Annotated in this window: 18 protein-coding genes and 1 pseudogene; 4 read left to right on the forward strand and 15 right to left on the reverse strand. The window is 72.4% G+C overall.

The features are described from left to right. The 12 genes and pseudogenes from ASF38_RS19040 to ASF38_RS05965 form a co-directional block, all read right to left on the reverse strand. Positions 1-923, reverse strand: a pseudogene (locus tag ASF38_RS19040) (preprotein translocase subunit SecA); the annotation flags it as partial. A gap of 109 nt (positions 924-1,032) precedes the next feature. Then, positions 1,033-2,238 (reverse strand): winged helix-turn-helix domain-containing protein, encoded by a 1,206-nt coding sequence (locus ASF38_RS05920; protein WP_235492859.1) that lies wholly within the window; start codon positions 2,236-2,238, stop codon positions 1,033-1,035. Positions 2,239-2,315: 77 nt separating this feature from the next. Beyond that, positions 2,316-2,981, reverse strand: a complete 666-nt coding sequence (locus tag ASF38_RS05925) for a response regulator transcription factor (protein WP_235492860.1) — start codon at positions 2,979-2,981, stop codon at positions 2,316-2,318. 32 nt (positions 2,982-3,013) lie between these two features. After that, the gene (hpf, locus tag ASF38_RS05930; RefSeq protein ID WP_055968873.1) at positions 3,014-3,670 is read right to left on the reverse strand and encodes a ribosome hibernation-promoting factor, HPF/YfiA family; all 657 of its coding nucleotides are present in this window, start codon (positions 3,668-3,670) and stop codon (positions 3,014-3,016) included. A 30-nt stretch (positions 3,671-3,700) separates the two neighbouring features. Further along, a complete protein-coding gene (locus ASF38_RS05935; protein ID WP_056574380.1) occupies positions 3,701-4,468 on the reverse strand; it encodes a ComF family protein in 768 nt (255 codons plus the stop codon). Positions 4,469-4,553: 85 nt separating this feature from the next. Further along, a complete protein-coding gene (locus tag ASF38_RS05940) occupies positions 4,554-6,338 on the reverse strand; it encodes a GerMN domain-containing protein (RefSeq protein WP_055968877.1) in 1,785 nt (594 codons plus the stop codon). Further along, entirely contained in the window at positions 6,335-7,828 is a 1,494-nt protein-coding gene (gene mtrB / locus ASF38_RS05945) for an MtrAB system histidine kinase MtrB (RefSeq protein WP_156366811.1), read from the reverse strand. Before mtrB ends, ASF38_RS05940 begins: the two co-directional genes overlap by 4 nt. A gap of 91 nt (positions 7,829-7,919) precedes the next feature. Beyond that, positions 7,920-8,612, reverse strand: a complete 693-nt coding sequence (mtrA, locus tag ASF38_RS05950) for an MtrAB system response regulator MtrA (protein WP_055968881.1) — start codon at positions 8,610-8,612, stop codon at positions 7,920-7,922. Between the two features lie 49 nt (positions 8,613-8,661). Continuing rightward, a complete protein-coding gene (ahcY, locus tag ASF38_RS05955; RefSeq protein WP_055968883.1) occupies positions 8,662-10,104 on the reverse strand; it encodes an adenosylhomocysteinase in 1,443 nt (480 codons plus the stop codon). Positions 10,105-10,146: 42 nt separating this feature from the next. After that, positions 10,147-10,317 (reverse strand): Trm112 family protein, encoded by a 171-nt coding sequence (locus ASF38_RS17110; protein WP_082480477.1) that lies wholly within the window; start codon positions 10,315-10,317, stop codon positions 10,147-10,149. Between the two features lie 18 nt (positions 10,318-10,335). Continuing rightward, positions 10,336-11,697 (reverse strand): phosphomannomutase/phosphoglucomutase, encoded by a 1,362-nt coding sequence (locus ASF38_RS05960; RefSeq protein WP_056574382.1) that lies wholly within the window; start codon positions 11,695-11,697, stop codon positions 10,336-10,338. Then, a complete protein-coding gene (locus ASF38_RS05965) occupies positions 11,698-12,033 on the reverse strand; it encodes a DUF3499 domain-containing protein (RefSeq protein ID WP_055968889.1) in 336 nt (111 codons plus the stop codon). 49 nt (positions 12,034-12,082) lie between these two features. Here ASF38_RS05965 and ASF38_RS05970 point away from each other — a divergent pair, with 49 nt between their 5' ends. Next, positions 12,083-12,532 (forward strand): metallopeptidase family protein, encoded by a 450-nt coding sequence (locus ASF38_RS05970; protein ID WP_156366812.1) that lies wholly within the window; start codon positions 12,083-12,085, stop codon positions 12,530-12,532. A gap of 36 nt (positions 12,533-12,568) precedes the next feature. Here ASF38_RS05970 and ASF38_RS05975 read toward each other — a convergent pair whose 3' ends face one another. Genes ASF38_RS05975 through ASF38_RS05985 form a run of 3 tightly spaced genes read right to left on the reverse strand, consistent with a single transcriptional unit; the run spans position 12,569 to position 17,127 of the window. Further along, on the reverse strand, positions 12,569-13,990 hold the full coding sequence (locus ASF38_RS05975; protein ID WP_156366813.1) for a DUF5719 family protein: 1,422 nt from the start codon (positions 13,988-13,990) through the stop codon (positions 12,569-12,571). Next, positions 13,987-16,818: a glycosyltransferase family 2 protein gene (locus ASF38_RS05980; RefSeq protein WP_056574391.1), complete on the reverse strand. Its 2,832-nt coding sequence runs from the start codon at positions 16,816-16,818 to the stop codon at positions 13,987-13,989. Before ASF38_RS05980 ends, ASF38_RS05975 begins: the two co-directional genes overlap by 4 nt. Positions 16,819-16,872: 54 nt before the next feature. Next, positions 16,873-17,127 carry a WhiB family transcriptional regulator gene (locus tag ASF38_RS05985; protein ID WP_055970219.1) on the reverse strand — a complete coding sequence of 85 codons (255 nt, stop codon included), beginning with the start codon at positions 17,125-17,127 and terminating at the stop codon, positions 16,873-16,875. A gap of 149 nt (positions 17,128-17,276) precedes the next feature. On the opposite strand from ASF38_RS05985, the gene ASF38_RS05990 reads away from it, so the two are divergent. The 3 genes from ASF38_RS05990 to ASF38_RS06000 all read left to right on the forward strand — a co-directional run bounded on the left by ASF38_RS05990 (position 17,277) and on the right by ASF38_RS06000 (position 19,672). Then, positions 17,277-17,948 (forward strand): TIGR03089 family protein, encoded by a 672-nt coding sequence (locus ASF38_RS05990; protein WP_056574394.1) that lies wholly within the window; start codon positions 17,277-17,279, stop codon positions 17,946-17,948. A 76-nt stretch (positions 17,949-18,024) separates the two neighbouring features. Then, entirely contained in the window at positions 18,025-18,897 is an 873-nt protein-coding gene (locus tag ASF38_RS05995; RefSeq protein ID WP_055968907.1) for an ABC transporter permease, read from the forward strand. Beyond that, a complete protein-coding gene (locus tag ASF38_RS06000; RefSeq protein ID WP_056574397.1) occupies positions 18,881-19,672 on the forward strand; it encodes an ABC transporter ATP-binding protein in 792 nt (263 codons plus the stop codon). The genes ASF38_RS05995 and ASF38_RS06000 overlap by 17 nt, the downstream gene beginning before the upstream one ends. The last annotated feature ends 3 nt before the right edge of the window (positions 19,673-19,675 follow it).

A 19,675-nucleotide genomic window follows, 5' to 3' on the forward strand; every position in this document is an offset into this window, starting at 1 on the left:
CCGTCGAGGACCACGTAGTCCTTGTCGAGCCGGAACAGCTCCTTGGCCTTGATGGCGTTGTTGAGGAAGCTGATGAGCGGGGTGTTCACCGCGTCGTAGAGGTTGTCGATGCCGAGCTGGTCCTCGACGCGGTCGATGCCCTCCTCGGTGACCGAGACGGTGCGCTTCTTCTCGTCGACCTCGTAGTGCACGTCGATGGTCATCGCGCCCACGATGCGCGCGAACTCGCCGTACCACTTCACCTCGTCCTCGGTGGGGCCGGAGATGATGAGCGGCGTGCGGGCCTCGTCGATGAGGATCGAGTCGACCTCGTCGACGATGGCGAAGTTGTGTCCGCGCTGGACGCAGGCCGCGATGTCGTCGGCCATGTTGTCGCGCAGGTAGTCGAAGCCGAACTCGTTGTTGGTGCCGTAGGTGATGTCGCACGCGTAGGCGTCGCGGCGCTCCGGCGGGGTCATGCTCGGCAGGATCATGCCGACGCTGAGCCCGAGGTAGGTGTAGACCCGCCCCATCCACTCGGCGTGGTACCGCGCGAGGTAGTCGTTGACCGTGATGACGTGCACGCCCTTGCCCGTGAGGGCGTTGAGGTAGCTGGGGAGCGTCGCGACGAGGGTCTTGCCCTCACCGGTCTTCATCTCCGCGATGTTGCCGAGGTGCAGCGCGGCGCCGCCCTGGACCTGCACGTCGAAGTGCCGCTGCCCGAGCACCCGGCTCGCGGCCTCGCGCACCGTGGCGAACGCCTCGGGCATCAGGTCGTCGAGGGTCTCGCCGTTGTCGAGGCGCTCACGGAACTCGGCGGTCATGCCGCGCAGCTCGTCCTCGCTCATCTCGCGGAACTCGTCCTCGAGCGCGTTGACCTGCTTGGAGATCGCGGCGAGCTGTCGCAGGATCTTGCCTTCGCCTGCGCGGAGGATCTTGTCGATGACCTTGGGCACGGTGGACGCACTCCTGAGTTGGTAAGTCGGGCTTCTCGCAGTCTATGCCGAGCGGCCTGACGTCCGGGGTCGGGTCGTGGACCCCGTCTCCGAACCACTACACCCGGTCGCGCAGCCCCTCGACGAGGTCGCCGCGGTGGCCGATCTCGATCGCGGTGAGACCGAGCCAGGCCGCCATGGTGCGCAGCTCCTCGGCGAGCTCGGCCGTGGTGTCGCCCGGCGCGCCGGCCTCGGCCCAGGCGCCGTGCACGACGAGCGTGCCGCGCGACCGGTCCGCCTTGAGGTCGACCCGGGCGACCAGGTCGTCGCCGAGCAGGAAGGGCAGCACGTAGTACCCGAACTCGCGCTGGGCCTCGGGCACGTAGATCTCGATGCGGTAGCGGAAGCCGAACAGCCGCTCCGCACGCTCGCGCTCGAAGACGACCGGGTCGAACGGGCTGAGCAGGGCGCGTGCACGCACCGCGCGCGGCCGGACGGCCTCGTGGTGCAGCCAGGCCGGCCGGTCCCACCCCCGGACCTGGACCGGCAGCAGGACGCCGGCGTCGGCCAGGTCCTCGATGGCGGCCCGCGTGGGTTCGGGGGCGGAGCGGAAGTAGTCGCGCAGGCACGGGGCGGTGGCGACCCCGTGGGCTCGCGCCGCGTGCTCGACCATGACCCGGTGCGCCTCGGCCTCGTCGAGCGCGGGTCGCGCCAGCACCGCCGCGGGGATCACCCGCTCGGGCAGGTCGTACTGGCGCTCGAACTGCGCGGTGCGTCGCGCCGACGTGAGCTGCCCGGTGTGGAAGAGGTACTCGAGCGCGTTCTTCGTGGCCGACCAGTTCCAGCCCCAGTGGGACCGGTCCCGATCGGCCTCCTCGCCGACGGCGGCGTCGACCTGGCGAGCGGTGCGCGGGCCGTGCGCGGCCACGTGCTCCAGCACGGCGTCGACGAGGTCGGGCTGCTCCTGCGCCACGCGCTCGGGTCCGCCCCACAGACCGCGCCGGCCCGCCATGCGGTGCTGCATGGCCGGCCACAGGTCGACGTCGACGAAGGTCGCGACGTGCGCCCAGTACTCGAACATCGCGCGCGGTGCGCGCCCTGCCGCGCGATGGAAGACCTCGAGGTCGTACGGCCCGACGCGTGAGTACAGCGGCAGGTAGTGCGCCCGTTGCAGCACGTTCACCGAGTCGATCTGGAAGAAGCCCAGACGGCGCAGGGTCGAGACCAGGTGGCGCCGCTCGACCGCGTCGGGGCGGGGCCGCGTGAAGCCCTGCGCCGCGAGGGCGATCCGGCGGGCCTGCAGGGTCGAGAGTCGTTCGGTCACACCGTCGATCCTGCCCTGCCGCACGGACGGATCCTGCAGGAGCCGTCAGCGCGGATCGACCACGACCCCGGGAGCGCTCAGACCGAGTCGTCGAGCAGGTTGCTGCGCACCGCGTACATGGCTGCCTCCATGCGCGACTTCATCTGCAGCTTCTCGAGCATGTTGCGGATGTGGTTCTTGACCGTGTTCTCGCTGATGTAGAGCTCCTCGGCGATCTCGCGGTTGCTCAGCCCCTTCGCGACCAGCCGCAGCACCTGCAGCTCGCGCTGGGTCAGCTGCGCCGTGGCCGGCGCCGGGCTGCGCGACATCTGCACGAACTCGTCGAGCAGCTTGGTGGCCATGCTGGGGCTGATCAGCGACTGGCCCGCCGCCACGAGCCGGACGGCCTCGGCGACCTGGTCGTAGGTCGATCCGTCCTTGAGCAGGTACCCGGAGGCGCCGCTGCGGATCGACTCGTAGAGGTCGGACTCCTCGTCGCTGGCGGTCAGCATGATGATGCCGGTCGAGGGCGAGATGGCCTTGATCGCCTTGCAGACCTCGACCCCGGAGCGACCCGGCATGCGGACGTCGAGCAGGACCACGTCGGCCGGGGTCTCCTCCACCGCTGCGATGGCCTGGTCGCCGTCGCCGACCTCGACGAGCTCGAGGTCGGCGTCGGCGCTCAGCACCATCGACACGCCACGACGGAACAGCTCTTGGTCGTCGACGAGCAGCACGCGGATACGAGGTGCCCGAGAAGTCACTCCCGCATCATGCCACGCAGCGCGCGTTCGCGTCAGGGGGCGATCCCGCCCTCGATCGAGCCCGACTCGTCGACGTCGAGGTGGATGACGCCGTAGTCGTAGCCCTTGCGCAGGTACACGACGCTCGGACGCATCGAGTCCTTCTCGAGGAACAGGTAGAAGTCGTGACCGACCAGCTCCATCTCGTAGAGCGCCTGCTCGAGGGTCATGGGGACGCCGCTGTGCGTCTTCTCGCGCACCACGAGCGGGCAGTCGCCCTGGACCTCCACGCCGGCGATCGTGGTGGTCTCCACGTCGGGGTCGTCCTGGCTGCCGTCGAGCAGGTCGGTCGAGAGGTCGGCCGGCATCTCCGCGATCGAGGTGGGTCGACGCTTGCCGTGGCTGATCCGGCGGCGATCGGTCGCGCGACGCAGCTGCGCCTCCAGCTTGTCGATCGCCGAGTCGAGCGCCGAGTGCTGGTCGGTGGAGCTCGCCTCGGCCCGGACCGCCGGCCCCCTGGAGCGCAGGGTCATCTCGACGCGGGCGGCGTGCTCGTGCTGACGAGGGTTCTTCTCGTGGGTGACCTCGACCTCGACGCGGTGGATCTTCTGGCGCTGGTCGTACTTCTCGATCCGGTGCAGCTTGTCCTGGACGTGCTCGCGGAATCGTTCGGAGATCTCGCTGTTCCGGCCGTTGACGACGATTTCCATGGAGGGCCTCCCTGCGCTCGGTCGTGCGTTTCACATATCAGTGACCGTAGACCGCCGGGGGCCCATATTCCAGAGGACGGCCGAGTTCGTCCCGAACGGCGGGTGTCCCCGCCCACGACCCCGGCCCTCGCGGACGTCCCTCGTGGTCGATCCGGGCGCCGGACGTGCTGTCACGACGGCGGCACCGAGCACACCGACGCCGTCGGAGACGAGCACGCGGACGGCCTCGGCCAGCGTGGCCCCCGTGGTGACGACGTCGTCGACGACCACCACGTCCGCACCACCGGTGAGGCGACGACGCGACCGTCGCAGCGCGCCGTCGAGATTCCCACGACGCTCCCGTGCAGCCAGGCCCACCTGGTCCCTCGGCTCCCGCTCGAAGGTCAGGGCGGGCACCACCGTCGACCGCAGCCCCACCGCCTCCAGGCGCCGCGAGGCCTCCTGCACCGCGCTCGTCAGCAGGTCACCACCGCGCCGACGTCGGCCGCGTCTGGTGGTCGGCACCGGCACCAGGCAGACGGCGGGGCCCGGCTCCAGCGCGCACACGGACGCCGCGACGAGCGCACCGATCGTCGGGCCCAGCCGCGTGTGTCCGCCCCGCTTCCAGGCCAGCATCACGTCACGCAGCACACCCTCGTGCTCCCCGACCGCCACGACGGGGACCGGTCGGTCCGCGACCAGGCGCGGTCGCGGTGCGATCCTGCGCCGGCACGGTCCGCACAGGTCCACGGCCGGGCACCCGCAGCCCGCGCAGGCAGCGCCGAGCAGCAGGTCGGCCGCGGCGAGCAGAAGATCCACCCCACGAGCGTGGGCCGGCCAAGGACCTCGCACCAGGGGTGCCCCGCAGGGTGTGGACGAGGGGGACCACGACCCGTCGGCGGGGTCAGACCCCTGGGGACAGCGTGCTCACCGCTCCGACGCCGAGCCGCGTCCAGGTGGCTCCGGGCCCGAGGTACCAGAGCCGGTCGCGCCGGTCGACGGCCCAGCGCTGCTCCCCCGCGACCACGAGGGTCCGAGCACCGACGTCGGGCAGCACCGGCGCTCCGCCGGCCCCGCCACCCTCCAGCTCCGTGCCGTCGGCCATGCCCTCGAAGACCTGCCGCCCCAGGTCGGTGTCACCGAGGAACGCCAGGCGCGCTCCGTCGACCCAGGCCACCGAGGCCGGCCGGCCGACGTCCCATCGCAGCGCGACGGACGCACCGAGTCCCACCACGCGGTCGTCGGCGGACCGCTCCACCGCCCCGATGCGGACCAGGCCGCCCCCGCCGGTGCCGTCCTCCGCCCCCGGCCCGGAACCCCCGCCCGCTCCGTCTTCCGCCCCCGGCCCGGAACCCCCGCCCGCGGTCGTGATGGCGTACCGCGACCCGTCGGGCGAGAGGGCGAACGACGTGACGTCCAGCGACGCGAGCGCCGCCGACGGGATCGACCGCGTGGCGTCGGGCTCGACGACCCGCACCCGCGACCCGCCGCCGGGGCGGTCGACGACGACGAGCACGTCGTCGGGGAGCCACCGGGCCGAGACGAGGTCCGTCACCGCGACCTCCACCCGATCCTCGCCCGTGGTCCTGCGGACCACGAGCACGTCGCCCGAGCGGGACAGCGTGGCCACCCGCGACGGCCCCACGTCGATGGCGGCGGTCTCGTCCGGCTCGACGGCCCACGCCTCGGGCACCGGGCGGATCGTGGCACCCACGATCTCGACGACGCCGGCGTCCTCCCCGTCGAGCACGGCGAAGGGCCCCGACTCCACGGCGCGGGGCACGTACCGCCGCCACGACCCGACCGGCTGGACCCGCTGTCCCCGCGGTGTCAGCACGGTGGCGCCCGCCGAGACCCGCACACCGGTCACGTCGCGGACCTGGCTCAGCGTCCAGACCAGCTGTGCCGCCAGACGCCCCTGGTCGGCGACCGACAGCTGCGCGGCATCAGGCCCCAGATCGACCTCGGCGACGCCCTCGGCGTCCACCGGGACCGACGGGCGCAGGTCGCCCAGGCCGGGCACGTAGGTCCGGAGCTGGGCGGTGGGGTCGGACGGACCCCGCGCCAGCGACGTCACGAGCGACGTCGCGAGCTGTTCACCCGCCGGCAGGTGCACCACCGAGGGCGCCAGACGCTCACCGGAGCGGTCGAAGAAGAACACCGGGAACGCCCGGTAGTAGTCGGTGTAGAACTTCTCGGTGACCAGCAGGCCCTCGGGTGGTGCCGAGATCCGCCACTCCCCGTCCACCTGCTGCAGGCCGAACGAGCGTCGTTCCCGGGTGGCGGCGGGCTCGACGCGACCGCGCGCGTCGAGGTCGAGCACCCCCCGTGCGGTCAGCTCCACCTGCATGCCGTCGTCGCGACGGTCCGCACGCACGGCGGACACCAGCGGGTCGCGGTAGACGTGCGTGGCGGCGGCCGGGTTCCAGCGCTCCGCCGCGCCCTGCGTGAGGTACTGCTCGGCCACACCGGTCGACGGCGGGAACGCGAGCATCGCGTCGAGGTAGCCGGAGACCACCTGCTGTGGCGTGGCGCCCGGGCTCGGCGGGGCCGGGGCGTAGCGCACCGTGCTCTGGCCGAGGTCGTCGTCCTCGCGGACCTGCTGCACGGTCCCGCCGGTCGGGATGCCCGAGCAGCCGGCCACGACCACCAGGACGGTCGCCGCGGCGACCAGCCGCAGGCCCCTCACGCGAAGACCCTGCGGACCACGGGCAGCGGCGCGACGGAACGTCTGGCCGGGTCGACGACGCGAGGGAGGGTCAGCACGAACTCGCTGCCCTCGCCCGCCCTGCCCCATGCCTGGAGGGTGCCACCGTGCAGCACGGCGTCCTCGCGCGAGATCGCCAGGCCAAGGCCGGTGCCGCCCTGGGTGCGCGCCGGATCGGCGCGCCAGAACCGGTCGAAGACCCGCAGGTTCTCGTCACCCTGCAGGCCCACGCCGAAGTCGCGGACCGCGAGCGAGACCGCGAACGCGTCCTGGGCGACCTCGATCTCGACGACGTCGGACCCGCTGTACTTCGCCGCGTTGGCGACGAGGTTGCGCACGATCCGGTCGATGCGGCGGATGTCGGCCTGCACCACCGCCGGACGATCTGCACCCACCGCACGGCCAACGATGCCGCCGCGCGCCAGGATCGGGTCCTCGGCCGCGGCGCGGGCCACCCGCGCGAGGTCGACGTCGGCGAGCTCGAGCTGCGCCGCTCCCGCGTCGAACCGGCTGAGGTCGAGCAGGTTCGACAGCAGCTCCTCGAACCGGTCCAGCTCCCGCTTGAGGAGCTCGGTCGAGCGAGCCGTCTGGGGGTCGAAGCGACGCCTTGCGTCGAACAGCACCTCGCTCGCCATCTGCACCGTCGTGAGCGGGGTGCGCAGCTCGTGGGAGACGTCGGAGACGAACCGCTGCTGCAGACGCGAGAGGTCCTCGAGACGTCGGATCTGGCTCTGCAGGCTGGCGGCCATCTGGTTGAACGACGTGGACAGCCGGGCGATGTCGTCCTCGCCACTCACGTGCATGCGCTGCTCGAGGCTGCCGGCGGCGTACCGCTCCGCGATGCGTCGGGCCAGCCGGACGGGCGTGAGGACCTGGCGCGACACGATGAAGGCGACCCCGCCGACCATGAGCACCATGGCCAGGCCGCCGAGCAGCAGCGCGTTGCGCACGAGCGACAGCGTCTGCTGCTGCTCGGAGAGGGAGAACAGGTAGAAGAGGGCGTAGGTGTCGCCCGTCCCCGGCGACCGCAGCTGGCTGCCGACCACCACGGCCGGGCTGGCGTCGGCACCCACGAGCGACAGCTCGGAGTAGCGCCAGAACACGCCCGGACCGTCCAGGACCTCCGCTCGCAGGTCCGTCGGCAGGGACCCCGGGGCGAGCTCGGCCGACGAGCGGACCGGCGGTGCCCCGCTGCCGGAGCCGAGCGGCCCCTCGAGCACGAGCTCGTAGGCACGGTTCTCGCTGTCGGTGTCTGTGACGGAGTCGACCAGCTGGGTCAGGGTGGGAGCCTGCGCCTGGGGCTGCGTCTCCACCGCCGCGTCGAGCTCGGCCTGGGCCTTCTCGAAACCCGTCCGGGCCTCGGCCACCGCGGTGTCGCTGCGGCTCTCGGTGAGACCGTCGGCGACCTGCTGCAGCAGCGCCCACCCCACGAGACCCACCACCAGCGCCACGAGCAGGACGGTGCTGGTCACCACCCGCGTCTGCAGCGAGCGACGCCAGAGCGAGGCGACCCGCCGGATCACGTGGCCCGCCGACGCCGGGTGGCCGGAGCCGGCGTCGTCGTCATGGCGCGATGGCCTGGTAGCCCACGCCGCGCACGGTGCGGATCACCTCGGGCGACTCGGCGTCGTCCTCGATCTTGGACCGCAGCCGGGTCATGTGGACGTTCACGAGCTTGGTGTCGCCCGGGTGGTGGTACCCCCACACGCGCTCGAGGAGCACCTCGCGGGTGAACACCTGCTCGGGGTTGCCCAGCAGGCACGCCAGCAGGTCGAACTCCAGCGGTGTCAGGTCGAGCGGACGTCCCTTGCGGCTCACGGTGTGGGCCGCCGGGTCGAGCACGATGTCGCCGAACTCGAGCACCTCGCCCACCGCATCGGTGCGACGCAGGCGCGCCCGCACCCGCGCCACCAGCTCGGTGTTCTTGAACGGCTTGGTGATGTAGTCGTCCGCCCCGGCCTCGAGACCGCGCACCACGTCGGGGGTGTCGGACTTCGCCGTGAGCATGATGATCGGCACGGCCGAGCCGGCACGGATCTGCCGACACACCTTCATGCCGTCCATGCCCGGCAGCATGAGGTCGAGCAGCACCACGTCGGGCTTGAACGCCCCGAAGGCCGTCATCACCTCGTCGCCGGACCGGCAGACGAGGGTCGTGAGCCCCTCGGCCTCGAGCACGATGGTCAGCATCTCGGCGAGCGACGCGTCGTCGTCGACGACGAGCACCCGGTCGCGCTTGCTGCGCCGGTAGCTCATCGACGCTCGACCGCCGTGTGCCGGACCATCGTGCTCGCTCTCACCACCCTCAGTAGCGGTAGAGGTCCGACTTGTACGGCCCCGCCACGTCGACGCCGAGGTACGCGGCCTGCTCCTTCGTGAGCTCGGTGAGCTCGACACCCAGGGCGTCGAGGTGCAGACGGGCGACCTCCTCGTCGAGGTGCTTGGGCAGCACGTGCACGCCCAGCTCGTACTGGTCGGCCTTCGTGAACAGCTCGACCTGCGCGAGCACCTGGTTGGTGAAGGAGTTGCTCATCACGAACGACGGGTGGCCGGTGGCGTTGCCGAGGTTGAGCAGGCGACCCTCCGAGAGCACGATGATCTTCTTGCCGTCGGGGAAGATCCACTGGTGGACCTGCGGCTTGATCTCGTCCTTGACGATGCCGGGGATCTTGGCCAGGCCCGCCATGTTGATCTCGTTGTCGAAGTGGCCGATGTTGCCGACGATGGCCTGGTTCTTCATCTTCTCGAAGTGCTCGACGGTGATGATGTCGAAGTTGCCCGTCGTGGTGATGAAGATGTCGGCCGTCTCGACGACGGACTCGAGACGCTTGACCTCGTAGCCGTCCATCGCGGCCTGGAGGGCGCAGATCGGGTCGATCTCGGTGACGATGACGCGCGCACCCTGGCCGCGCAGCGACTCCGCCGAGCCCTTGCCGACGTCGCCGTAGCCGCACACGACCGCGACCTTGCCGCCGATCATCACGTCGGTGGCGCGGTTGATGCCGTCGATGAGCGAGTGGCGGCAGCCGTACTTGTTGTCGAACTTGCTCTTGGTGACCGAGTCGTTGACGTTGATCGCCGGGAAGAGCAGCGTGCCCTCGCGGAAGCGGTCGTAGAGGCGCAGCACGCCGGTGGTGGTCTCCTCCGAGACGCCCTTCACGAGCGGCGCGCGGTTCGTCCAGCGCTTGGGGTCGTTCTCGAGCGAGCGGGCCAGGACGCGCAGCACCTCCTTGAACTCCTCGTTGTCGGTGGAGTCCTGCGGCGGCACGGCGCCGACCTTCTCGTACTCGACGCCGAGGTGCAGCAGCATCGTGATGTCGCCACCGTCGTCGAGGAGCATGTTCGGTCCGCCCACCTCGCCGTCAACACCGGGGAAGTCGAAGACCTTCTCGGCCTCGTCCCAGTACTCGGCGAGGCTCTCGCCCTTCCAGGCGAAGACCGGGACGCCCTGCGGGTCGTCCGGCGTGCCGTGGGGGCCGACGACGACCGCAGCGGCCGCGTGGTCCTGGGTGGAGAAGATGTTGCAGGTGGCCCAGCGGATGTCGGCACCCAGGTCGGCCAGGGTCTCGATCAGCACGGCGGTCTGGACCGTCATGTGCAGGGAACCGGCGATGCGGGCGCCCGCGAGGGGCTTCTTGTCCCCGAAGCGCTCGCGCATGGCCATCAGGCCCGGCATCTCGTGCTCGGCGAGCTCGATCTCCTTGCGTCCGAACTCGGCGAGCGACAGGTCAGCGACGTTGAAATCCATGTCGCCCAGGATACCCGGCCCGCCCCTGGTCCGTGGGGGGAGTCAGGAGAGAGCGCGCGCTTCCTCGACCAGCATCACCGGGATGTCGTCACGGACGGGGTAGGCGAGGCTGCAGGCCTGGCACACCAGCTCCGACGCGTCGTGGTCGACGAACAGCGACGACCGGCACTGCGGGCAGACCAGGATCTCCAGGAGTGCGGGGTCGAGGATCATGCGTCCACTCTAGAGGGCTCAGGACCGGATCGCGGCGAGCACCTCGTCGCGCACCCGTCCCATGGTGGCCTCGTCGGCACCCTCGACGTTGAGCCGCAGCAGCGGCTCGGTGTTGGAGGCCCGCACGTTGAACCACCAGTCGGCGGCGGTGACCGTCAGGCCGTCGAGTCGGTCCTGATCGTGGTCGGCGTACGCGCGGACGAGTCGTTCGATCACGGTGTCCGCGTCGTCGACCCGACTGTTGATCTCGCCCGACGCGCTGTAGCGGGAGTACTCCGCCATGAGCGCGCTGACCGTGGAGTCGGTCTCGGCCAGGGCGGCCAGGACGTGCAGCGCCGCCAGCATCCCGGAGTCGGCGAGGTAGAACTCGCGGAAGTAGAAGTGCCCGGAGTGCTCGCCGCCGAAGACCGCGCCGGTGCGGGCCATCTCCGCCTTGATCAGCGAGTGCCCGACGGGCGTCCGGACGGGCACTCCCCCGCGCTCGGTGACGATCTCGGGGACGGCCCGCGAGCAGATGACGTTGTGCAGGATGGTGGCGCCGGGCTCGAGGAGCAGGTGGCGCGAGGCCACGAGCGCCGTGATGGCGGACGGCGCGACGACGTCGCCGTGCTCGTCGATCACGAAGCAGCGGTCGGCGTCCCCGTCGAACGCCAGGCCGAGGTCGGCCCCGTGCTCACGGACCGCGGCCTGCAGGTCCACCAGGGTGGTGTGGTCGAGCGGGTTGGCCTCGTGGTTCGGGAAGGTGCCGTCGAGCTCGAGGTACAGACCGATCACCTCGAGGTCGAGGCGGCCCAGCACGGCGGGGACCGTGTGCCCGGCCATGCCGTTGCCGGCATCCACCACGACCTTCAGCCGACGGCCCTCGACCGGCGCCAGGCGCAACAGGGTGTCGGCGTAGGTGGTCAGGAACTCCAGCGTCTCGACCGTGCCGACCGGTGCCGGCACGGCGGACTCCTCGCGCTCGAGCAGCGGACCGGCCGCCTCGGCCATGGCCGCCAGGCCGGTGGACAGACCGATCGGTCGCGCGCCCGCACGGCACAGCTTGAGACCGTTGTCGGCCGCGGGGTTGTGGCTGGCGGTGACCATGATGCCCGGGACGTCGAGCACGCCGGACGCGCAGTACAGCATGTCGGTGGAGGCGAGCCCGATGTCGACGACGTCGGCCCCGCGCGACCGGATCCCGTCGGCGACCGCCCGGACGACGTCGGGCGAGGAGGCCCGCATGTCGCGGCCGACCACGGCGCGTCCCCCGCCGTCCGCGATGCCGACCTCGTCGGCGAAGGCCTCGCCCAGCGCCCGCGCGATCGTGGTGTCGAGCTGGTCGGGGACCCGACCACGGACGTCGTAGGCCTTGACGACAGGGCGCAGCCGTGCGTGCATTCAGTCCTCGTTCGGTGGGGGGACCAGGGTCAGTCCCGGTGGTCCCGGTGCAGGGCGCGGACGTCGGCGGCCCACCTCGCGCACCGCGTCGGCGAGCGCCAGGAGGTCGTCGTGGCTCGGGCGCACCGTGGACGGGTCGGGTGCGAGCCGCAGCACGCTCCAGCCGTTGGGCGCGGACAACCGGGCTGAGTGGGCCTCGCACAGGTCGTAGGTGTGCGGCTCCGCCGCCGTGGCCAGCGGGCCGAGCACCGCGGTCTGGTCGGCGTAGACATAGGTCAGCGTCGCCACAGCCGGCTGGGAGCACGCGGACCGCGTGCAGCGTCGAACAGCACCCACCCGCCGAGCGTAGCCGTGTGATCGGCCTCCGGGCCGCTAGGCTCTCGGTGTGGCGGGACGTCTGCAGCACCTCGGCGGGGCGGTGAGCGGACCCCGGCCCGGTCGGATGCGGGCGCGCCGACGCGCTGCACGCGGGCCACTCGCCCTGCCCGGCCCGTTGTCACCGGCGAGCGTCCCGGCCCACCGGACGCCCCGCGAGGAGTTCGACCACCTGGTCGCCGGTGTGCTCGCGCCGCTCGAGAAGCACTTCGACGCCGAGCCCGACGAGGTCGATGTCGTCGTCGAGGACGTCCCCCTGCTGCCGGCCGACTGGACCGACGAGGTGCCGCTGAGCAACCTGTCGCGACGCGGCGACGTGGCCCTCGTGGTGCTCTACCGCCGACCGCTCACCGACCGCTGCACGAGCCGGGTCGAGCTCGAGGACCGGGTCTGGGACGTCGTCCTGCACCGTCTCGCCGAGGTCTGGCAGGTCTCCCCCGACGACCTCGATCCTCGCTGACCACGACGACCGGCACGGCCGGGTCGTGGGCGGGGCTCAGGGCGCCGGTCGGACCCGTGGTGCGAGGACGTCCGTCGGGGCAGCGGTCAGCGCCAGGCTCGCTCTCCGGTCGCCGTCGCTGAACTGCGCCGCGCCCACCACGCCCCCGGTCGAGCGGACCACGAGCGACGTCACGCCGTCGAGGTCGAGCTCGTCGTCGGGGTCCACCCCGATCGTCGTGCCCGCGGGGACCGCGACCTCGGCACGCGACACCACCTCGAGGTCGGCGTCGCGGGCCTCGAGGACGACTCGTCGGTCCACGTCGGCGCCAGGGGCGCTGAGCACGAGCTCGGGCACGCCGAGGCCTCCCTTGACCGGCACGACCGCCGGGCCGGTCCACGGTCCGACCGCCTCCGTCGTCGCCGTGTCGTCACCGGTCGGGGACACCGAGGCCGTCGCGACGACCGGGGTGTCGGCGACCAGGCGGAGGGCGACGCGTCCCGACCCCGCGCTGCGCGGGACCTCGACCGACACGACCCGCCCGGCCCCGACCTTCACCTCGCCCAGGCCCTCGGGGACGAACGCACCGTCCGATCCCAGCACCTCGACCGCGACACGGGCCGTCGACCCCGACGGGTTGAGCACGTGGAGCGTGCGGCCGCGTTCCCCGGCCGGGAGCCCGGCCACCACGAGACGGCGCGCGGGCTCGGGTGCCGGGCTCACGAGCTCCGAGCCCTGCGAGGCGCCCGTGGAGGTGTCGAGCACGGAGACCGCGACGGCGCCTCGACGACGGGAGACGTGCACCCCGAGGTCGGGCTCGCCCGCCGCGAGGTCGGCCAGGGGCACCGTGCGGGTGTCGCCCGGCTCGACGACGAGACCGTCTCCGCCCACCGCGTCGACGGGGCCGTCCGCCGACCACAGCGACACGTCGACGACGGCCGGGGTGTCGGCGAGGTTCGTCAGCACGAGGTCGCTCAGGCGGCGCTGACCCGACCCGAGCCCGGCGTACCAGGCGTCGGCGACGACGCCCTGGCACCGGCCGACGACGAGACCCTCGCCCTGGTCCTCGTCGAGGGTCCCGGAGACGAAGCCGACCGCGCCGGACCCCGTGCCGCGCTGCGTGACGACGAGCGCGTCGGCGTCGTCGCCCAGCACGTCGTCGAGCTCCGAGCGGACCCAGCTCCGTGGGTCGGCGGCACCGTCGACGGCGGCGCCACCGGGCAGCGCTCGAGCCGAGGTCGAGGATCCGGCGTCGACCTGGCCCGTCGCGAGGTCGGGCGCACCGGTGCAGGCGTACGTGGTCTCGCGCGCGGGCACCGGGCGCGGCGCCTCGGTGGACCCGGGCGCGGCGGGCGTGAGCCCTGCCGCGACGACCAGGCCTGCCGCGATCACCGGCAGCAGGGCGAGGGCGAGCCCGCGACCACCGCCGGGGGCGGATCGAGATCGCGATCCACCGCGCACGCGTGTTCCGCCACTCATGCCCGGACCTCCTCGGCGTCGTCATCGAGCGCGCTCTCGCGGCGCCGGACCGGTGCGGTGAGCACGATGGCGAGCAGCCACAGCACGAGCTGACCGCCGGCGACCCACGGCCGCCACGGCACCCCGTCGACGGCGGGCGGCGCGGCCGGCTCGACCATCGTCCAGACGCGCGACGTCGGCGCGTCGCTGCCCGAGGGCTCCAGCAGGGGTGCGGCGTCGAGGGCCCGGGCCACGTCGGCGTCCACGTCGGGGGCGTACACCGCGTCGATGCCCAGGGCGCCCAGCCGCCGGATCCCGTCGGCGCCCGGCGCCGACAGCACCGACTCCACCGCTGCCGTGAGGCCCGCCGTGGAGCGCTCGGACGGTCGCAGGCCCTCCTCGCCGATCACGGGCCCCTCGCCGCGGACGACCGAGACCAGGACCCCCTCGGCCGTCGAGCCGGAGACGACCAGCGTGTCACCGGGACGCTCCGTGAGGAAGGCCGGGACGCTGTCGGGACGCGCCCGGTCGATCGGGTCGGCGACACCGCGGGCCATCCACCAGACCCCCGTGCCGACGGGCAGGACCAGCGCGACGACCAGGACCGCGACGCCTGCGCTCCGGCCCCGGTCGGCCATCAGGGTCGGCACGCCGACCAGTGCGGCCGTGCCGAGCGCCAGGACGACGGCCCCGACCGGGACGCCGACCCACGGCTGCACCGGGACCGGGCTTCCCGGGACGGCACCGTCCACGACGACGCCGACGACCGCGACCGCCAGGGCCAGCAGTCCGAGCACCCAGCACACCCCGGCGACCGAGCGCGTGGCCCGCGGCAGGAGCGCGAGGACCGCCAGGACGACGAGCCCCGCCCCGAGCCAGAGGGGCGACTGCTCCGGCGAGCCCGCCCGGCCGACGACGAGTCCGAGCGCGGTCCGCCACCCGGGCCCGGCGCCGGGAAGGAGCTCGCCGCTCTCCCACCACCACAGCATCGGGTGCAGCACCCGGGTGAGCAGCCACGGGCCCACCAGGACCACGGCGACCGCCATGCCGATCAGCGCCGGTCGGGCGAGCCTGCGGTCGACCAGCAGCAGGACCCCGAGACCGAGGACGGCCAGCAGGAGCACCACGGGGGCGAAGGCCGTGCCCACGGCCACCCAGATCCCCCACCGCAGGGCCGTGCGACGCGGTGCCTCCCCGTGATCGGCCAGCTGCAGCGTCGTGGTGACCACGACGGGCAGCACCACGAGGGCGACGACCGTGCCGAGCCGACCCTCGGAGACCGCTCCGGTGGCGACGACCGTCAGCGCGTAGCCGACCGCCCAGACGATCCGCAGCCTGCGGTGGTCGGTGAGGCGCCGTCCCAGACGGTGGGCCGTGAGCCCGGCCAGGGGGACGGCCAGCAGCAGGAGCGGTCCGACGACGAGCCCCGGCGCGAACCACACGGGCGTGGAGGCGAGGGCCAGCAGCAGCACCGTCGTGGGCACCGGGTCGGTGCTGCCCAGGCCGACGTCGTGGCTGCGCTCGAACCAGATCCGCCACCACTCCCCCGCCGAGCCGGGGGTGGCACCGAGCGCCCCACCGGTGAGCGAGCTCCCCGCCGGCCCGACGAAGAGCCCCCGGGCGGCCAGGAGCGAGAGGAGCACGAGCACCGACACCGTGACGAGCCAGGGCCTCCGCCTCCACAGCGACGGTCCGTCGTCGAGGGGCGCGTCGCCGACGCCCTCGTCGGCCGTGGACCGGCGTCCCGTCGTCTCGACGGACTCGGGTCGCACGAGCGCCACGACCGCGTCGCGCGCGGCGTCGTACCCGTGCCGGTAGGGCAGCCAGAACGGCGCGAACAGGTGTCGGACCTCCCGGTCGTCGCGGCGGGCGGTGCCGATCCGGCTCCGCCGGGCGTCGCGCAGCCGGCCGGGGTGTGCGTAGACGGAGACCAGCGCCTGCAGCTCGTCGCCGGCCGCCTCGGGGTCGCGGGCGACGAGGAGACCCAGCGTGCGCAGGAGGGTCCCGGCCAGCAGCCGGAGGTACTGCCACCAGAACCGGCGACCGGACACGTTCGCGAGCTGCACGTGGAGCGCTGCCCGTCGCTGCTCCCAGGGCTCGACGTCGCCCGCCACCCGGCGCCGGGTCCCGCGACGCGAGGCCTCGGCATGGAAGAGGACGGCCCGCGGGGCGATCCGGGTGCGGTACCCGGCCCGTGCCACGCGCCAGCCGAGGTCGACGTCGTCGAAGTACAGAGGGAGCTCGGCGTCGAGTCCGCCCAGCTCGTCCCACACGTCGCGACGCACGAGCATGCCGGCGGTGTTGACCGCGAGCACGTCGCGCGGCCAGTCGTGCTGGCCGGCGTCGGGCTCACCCGTCTCCAGCCCGGTCTCCCTGGCCCCGGTGGACGTGACGGTCAGACCCACCTCGACGAGGCGCCGCAGGGACGGCCACTCGCGGATCTTGGGACCGACCACGGCGATGTCGTCGGCCGTGGTGGCCTCGTCGAGGAGGGCGGCCAGCGTGTCGGGACGCACCGCCGCGTCGTCGTGCAGGAGCCAGATCCAGTCCGTGCGCGGCATGGCCGAGACCGCCCGGTGGACGGCCTCGCCGAAGCCGGTCCCGGCCGGCGCGTAGGTGATGCGGTCCGCACCGAACGAGGAGCGGACCAGGTCGGCCCCGTCGTCGGTGGAGCTGACGTCGACGACCCGCCACAGGGTCGGGTCGTGCTCGAGGGCGGCGAAGGAGGCCAGCACCTGAGGGAGCCACCGGGCTCCGTTGTGGGTGACGAGGACCGCCCCCACCGTCGGAGGCGACGATCGCCAGGCGGAGACGACAGGTGCCTCGTCGTCGGTACCGGGCTCGTCCATGCCCGCCAACCTAGCGGGGGGCGAAAGTGCGGCCGGGTGCGCCCGGACGCCGCCTCAGGCGCGCTTCTTGAGCTTGCGCCGCTCCCGCTCGGAGAGCCCGCCCCAGATGCCGAACCGCTCGTCGTGGGCCAGGGCGTACTCGAGGCACTCGCCCCGGACGTCGCAGGTGAGGCAGACCCGCTTGGCCTCCCGGGTCGAGCCGCCCTTCTCGGGGAAGAACGCCTCCGGGTCGGTCTGGGCACAGAGCGCACGCTCCTGCCACATGAGCTCCTCTTCGGGCGACAGTGGCAGACCCAGATCGAATGACATGTCCGTAATTACACGCCTGGCGCTGCCATACGTCAAGCGGAATTGCACGATCCGCGGAACCTCCGGCGTGTCGCGCCGCCTTCCAGGGGCCGCGCCGTGCTCACCGGCCCCACCCGACCGCGCTCGCGCCACGGCGGGAGGATGGACCCATGCCCACCCTCGCCGACCTCCTCCCCGCCGTCCGCGAACCCGGTCGACCGCTGCTCACCTGGGACGACCGCACGACCGGCGAACGGGTGGAGCTGAGTGCCACGACCACCGCCAACTGGGTCGCGAAGACGGCGTCCCTGCTCGTCGACGAGCTCGACGCCGAGATCGGGACCCGCGTCCGGATCGGCCTGCCGAGCCACTGGCTGCGCTTCGTGTGGCTGCTCTCCTCCTGGACCGTGGGGGCGGTCGTCGTCGACCGCGACGCCGACATCGGGGTCAGCGGCCCCGACCTCGTGGGCGACGAGCCGGTGCGTCTGGCCGCGTCGCTGCGTCCGCTCGGTGGCCCCTTCGTCAGCCCGCCGGAGGGATTCGTCGACCTCGCCACCGTCGTCCCGGGGCAGCCGGACGCGTTCACGCCCCTCGACGTCCCGCACGCCGGGTCGGCCGCGCTCGACCTGGCCGACGCGGACCCGCTCGACCACGCCGGGCTCGTCGAGCTCGGCGCTCCCGATCCGCGGCGGGTGCTCGTGGAGCCCGGCGACCTCCGCCGGGACGCGCTGCTCCTGGTGAGCGCCCTGCGTGGTGGTGGATCGCTCGTGGTCGTGGCTGGTGCCGACGCCGACCAGCTGGAGCGCGTGGCGCAGCAGGAGCGGGCCCATGTCCAGCCCTGACCCATCCACTACACTTTCGACGGCTGCATCCCCTTCCCCGCCCGCCGCCGCGACGACAGAAAGGCCCTCCGCCAGGATGAGTCGTCACCGCGCGATCGCCAGCAAGACGGGCGGGACCCACGGGCTCACGAAGGTGGGTGGACGGCCGCCGCTGCTCCGCTACCTCGCTGAGGTCCTCCGGCGCCGCGAGTTCATCTACTCGCTGGCGCGCTACCGGCTCGAGGCCGAGAACGGGCGCAACCGGCTCGGCATGGGCTGGGTCGTGCTCAAGCCCCTGCTCAACGCCGCGGTCTACGGACTCGTGTTCGGCTTCCTGCTGCAGACCAGCCGCGGCGTCGAGTCGTTCGTGGCGTTCCTCGTCATCGGGGTCCTGATGTTCGAGTACTTCTCCACGTGCTTCACCACCGGCGCGAAGTCGATCACCTCCAACGCCGCGCTCGTCCAGAGCCTCAGCTTCCCGCGCATGTCCCTCCCGCTCGCCCTCGTGGCGCAGCGGTTCATGCAGTTCGTGCCGATGGTGGTCATCATGGCCGCCGTGGCGCTGGCCTACGGCAGCGTGCCGGACGTCGAGTGGCTCCTGCTGGTGCCGCTCGTCCTGCTCTTCACGGTGTTCAACACCGGGCTCACGCTCATCACGGCGCGTCTCACGGTGCACTTCCGCGACCTGACGCAGCTGCTGCCGTTCGTCTCGCGGTTCTTCTTCTACACGTCGGGCATCTTCTACAGCATCGACCAGCGCTTCGACGCGAACTCGATCTTCCGGACCGTCGCCGACGCCCAGCCGATCCACGAGTTCCTGTCGCTGGGTCGGGCCATCCTGCTGGACGGGCCCTCGTACACGATGCCCTGGCACTTCTGGGCGTACGCCTCCGCCTGGTCGGTGGCCGTGCTGGTGTTCGGCACCATCTACTTCTGGGCGGCGGAGGAGCGTTATGGCCGAACAGACTGACGACACGGGCCTCGACAGCGCCGGGTCGACGGGGGAGCTCACCCGACGTCCCGTCGTGGAGGTCGTCGACGTGCACGTGGAGTACAAGGTGCTGGCCACCGGCAAGCGTGCGACCGCGGCCGACGCGGGGCGCAAGCTCATGCAGCGGTCCCGCAGCACCCGCACCGTGCACGCCCTCAAGGGGGTCTCGTTCACGGCCTACGAGAACGACAGCATCGGCGTCATCGGCTCCAACGGCTCGGGCAAGTCGACGCTCATGCGCGCGATCGTCGGCCTGACCCCCACCTCCAAGGGCGCCATCTACGCGTCGTCACGGCCGAGCATGCTGGGGGTCGGCGCCGCGCTCATCAAGGACCTCTCGGGCGAGCGGAACGTGATCCTGGGCGGACTGGCGCTCGGTCTGTCCCGCGACGAGATCGAGGCGAAGTACGACGAGATCGTCGAGTTCTCCGGCATCCGCGACTTCATCGACCTGCCGATGCGCACCTACTCCTCCGGCATGACCGCGCGCCTGAAGTTCGCGATCGCCACGGCGCGCGACCACGAGATCCTCATCGTCGACGAGGCGCTCGCCGTCGGCGACAAGGGCTTCCGCGACCGCAGCGAGGCCCGCATCCGCGAGATCCGCGACAACGCCGGCACCGTGTTCCTGGTCAGCCACTCGATGCGCTCGATCCGCGACACCTGCAACCGGGTGATCTGGATCAACAAGGGCGTCCTGATGATGGACGGACCGCCCGACGAGGTCATCCCCGCCTACGAGAAGTCCAAGTAGCCG

It is taken from the genome of Aeromicrobium sp. Leaf272 (assembly GCF_001422865.1).
Classification (GTDB): domain Bacteria; phylum Actinomycetota; class Actinomycetes; order Propionibacteriales; family Nocardioidaceae; genus Aeromicrobium.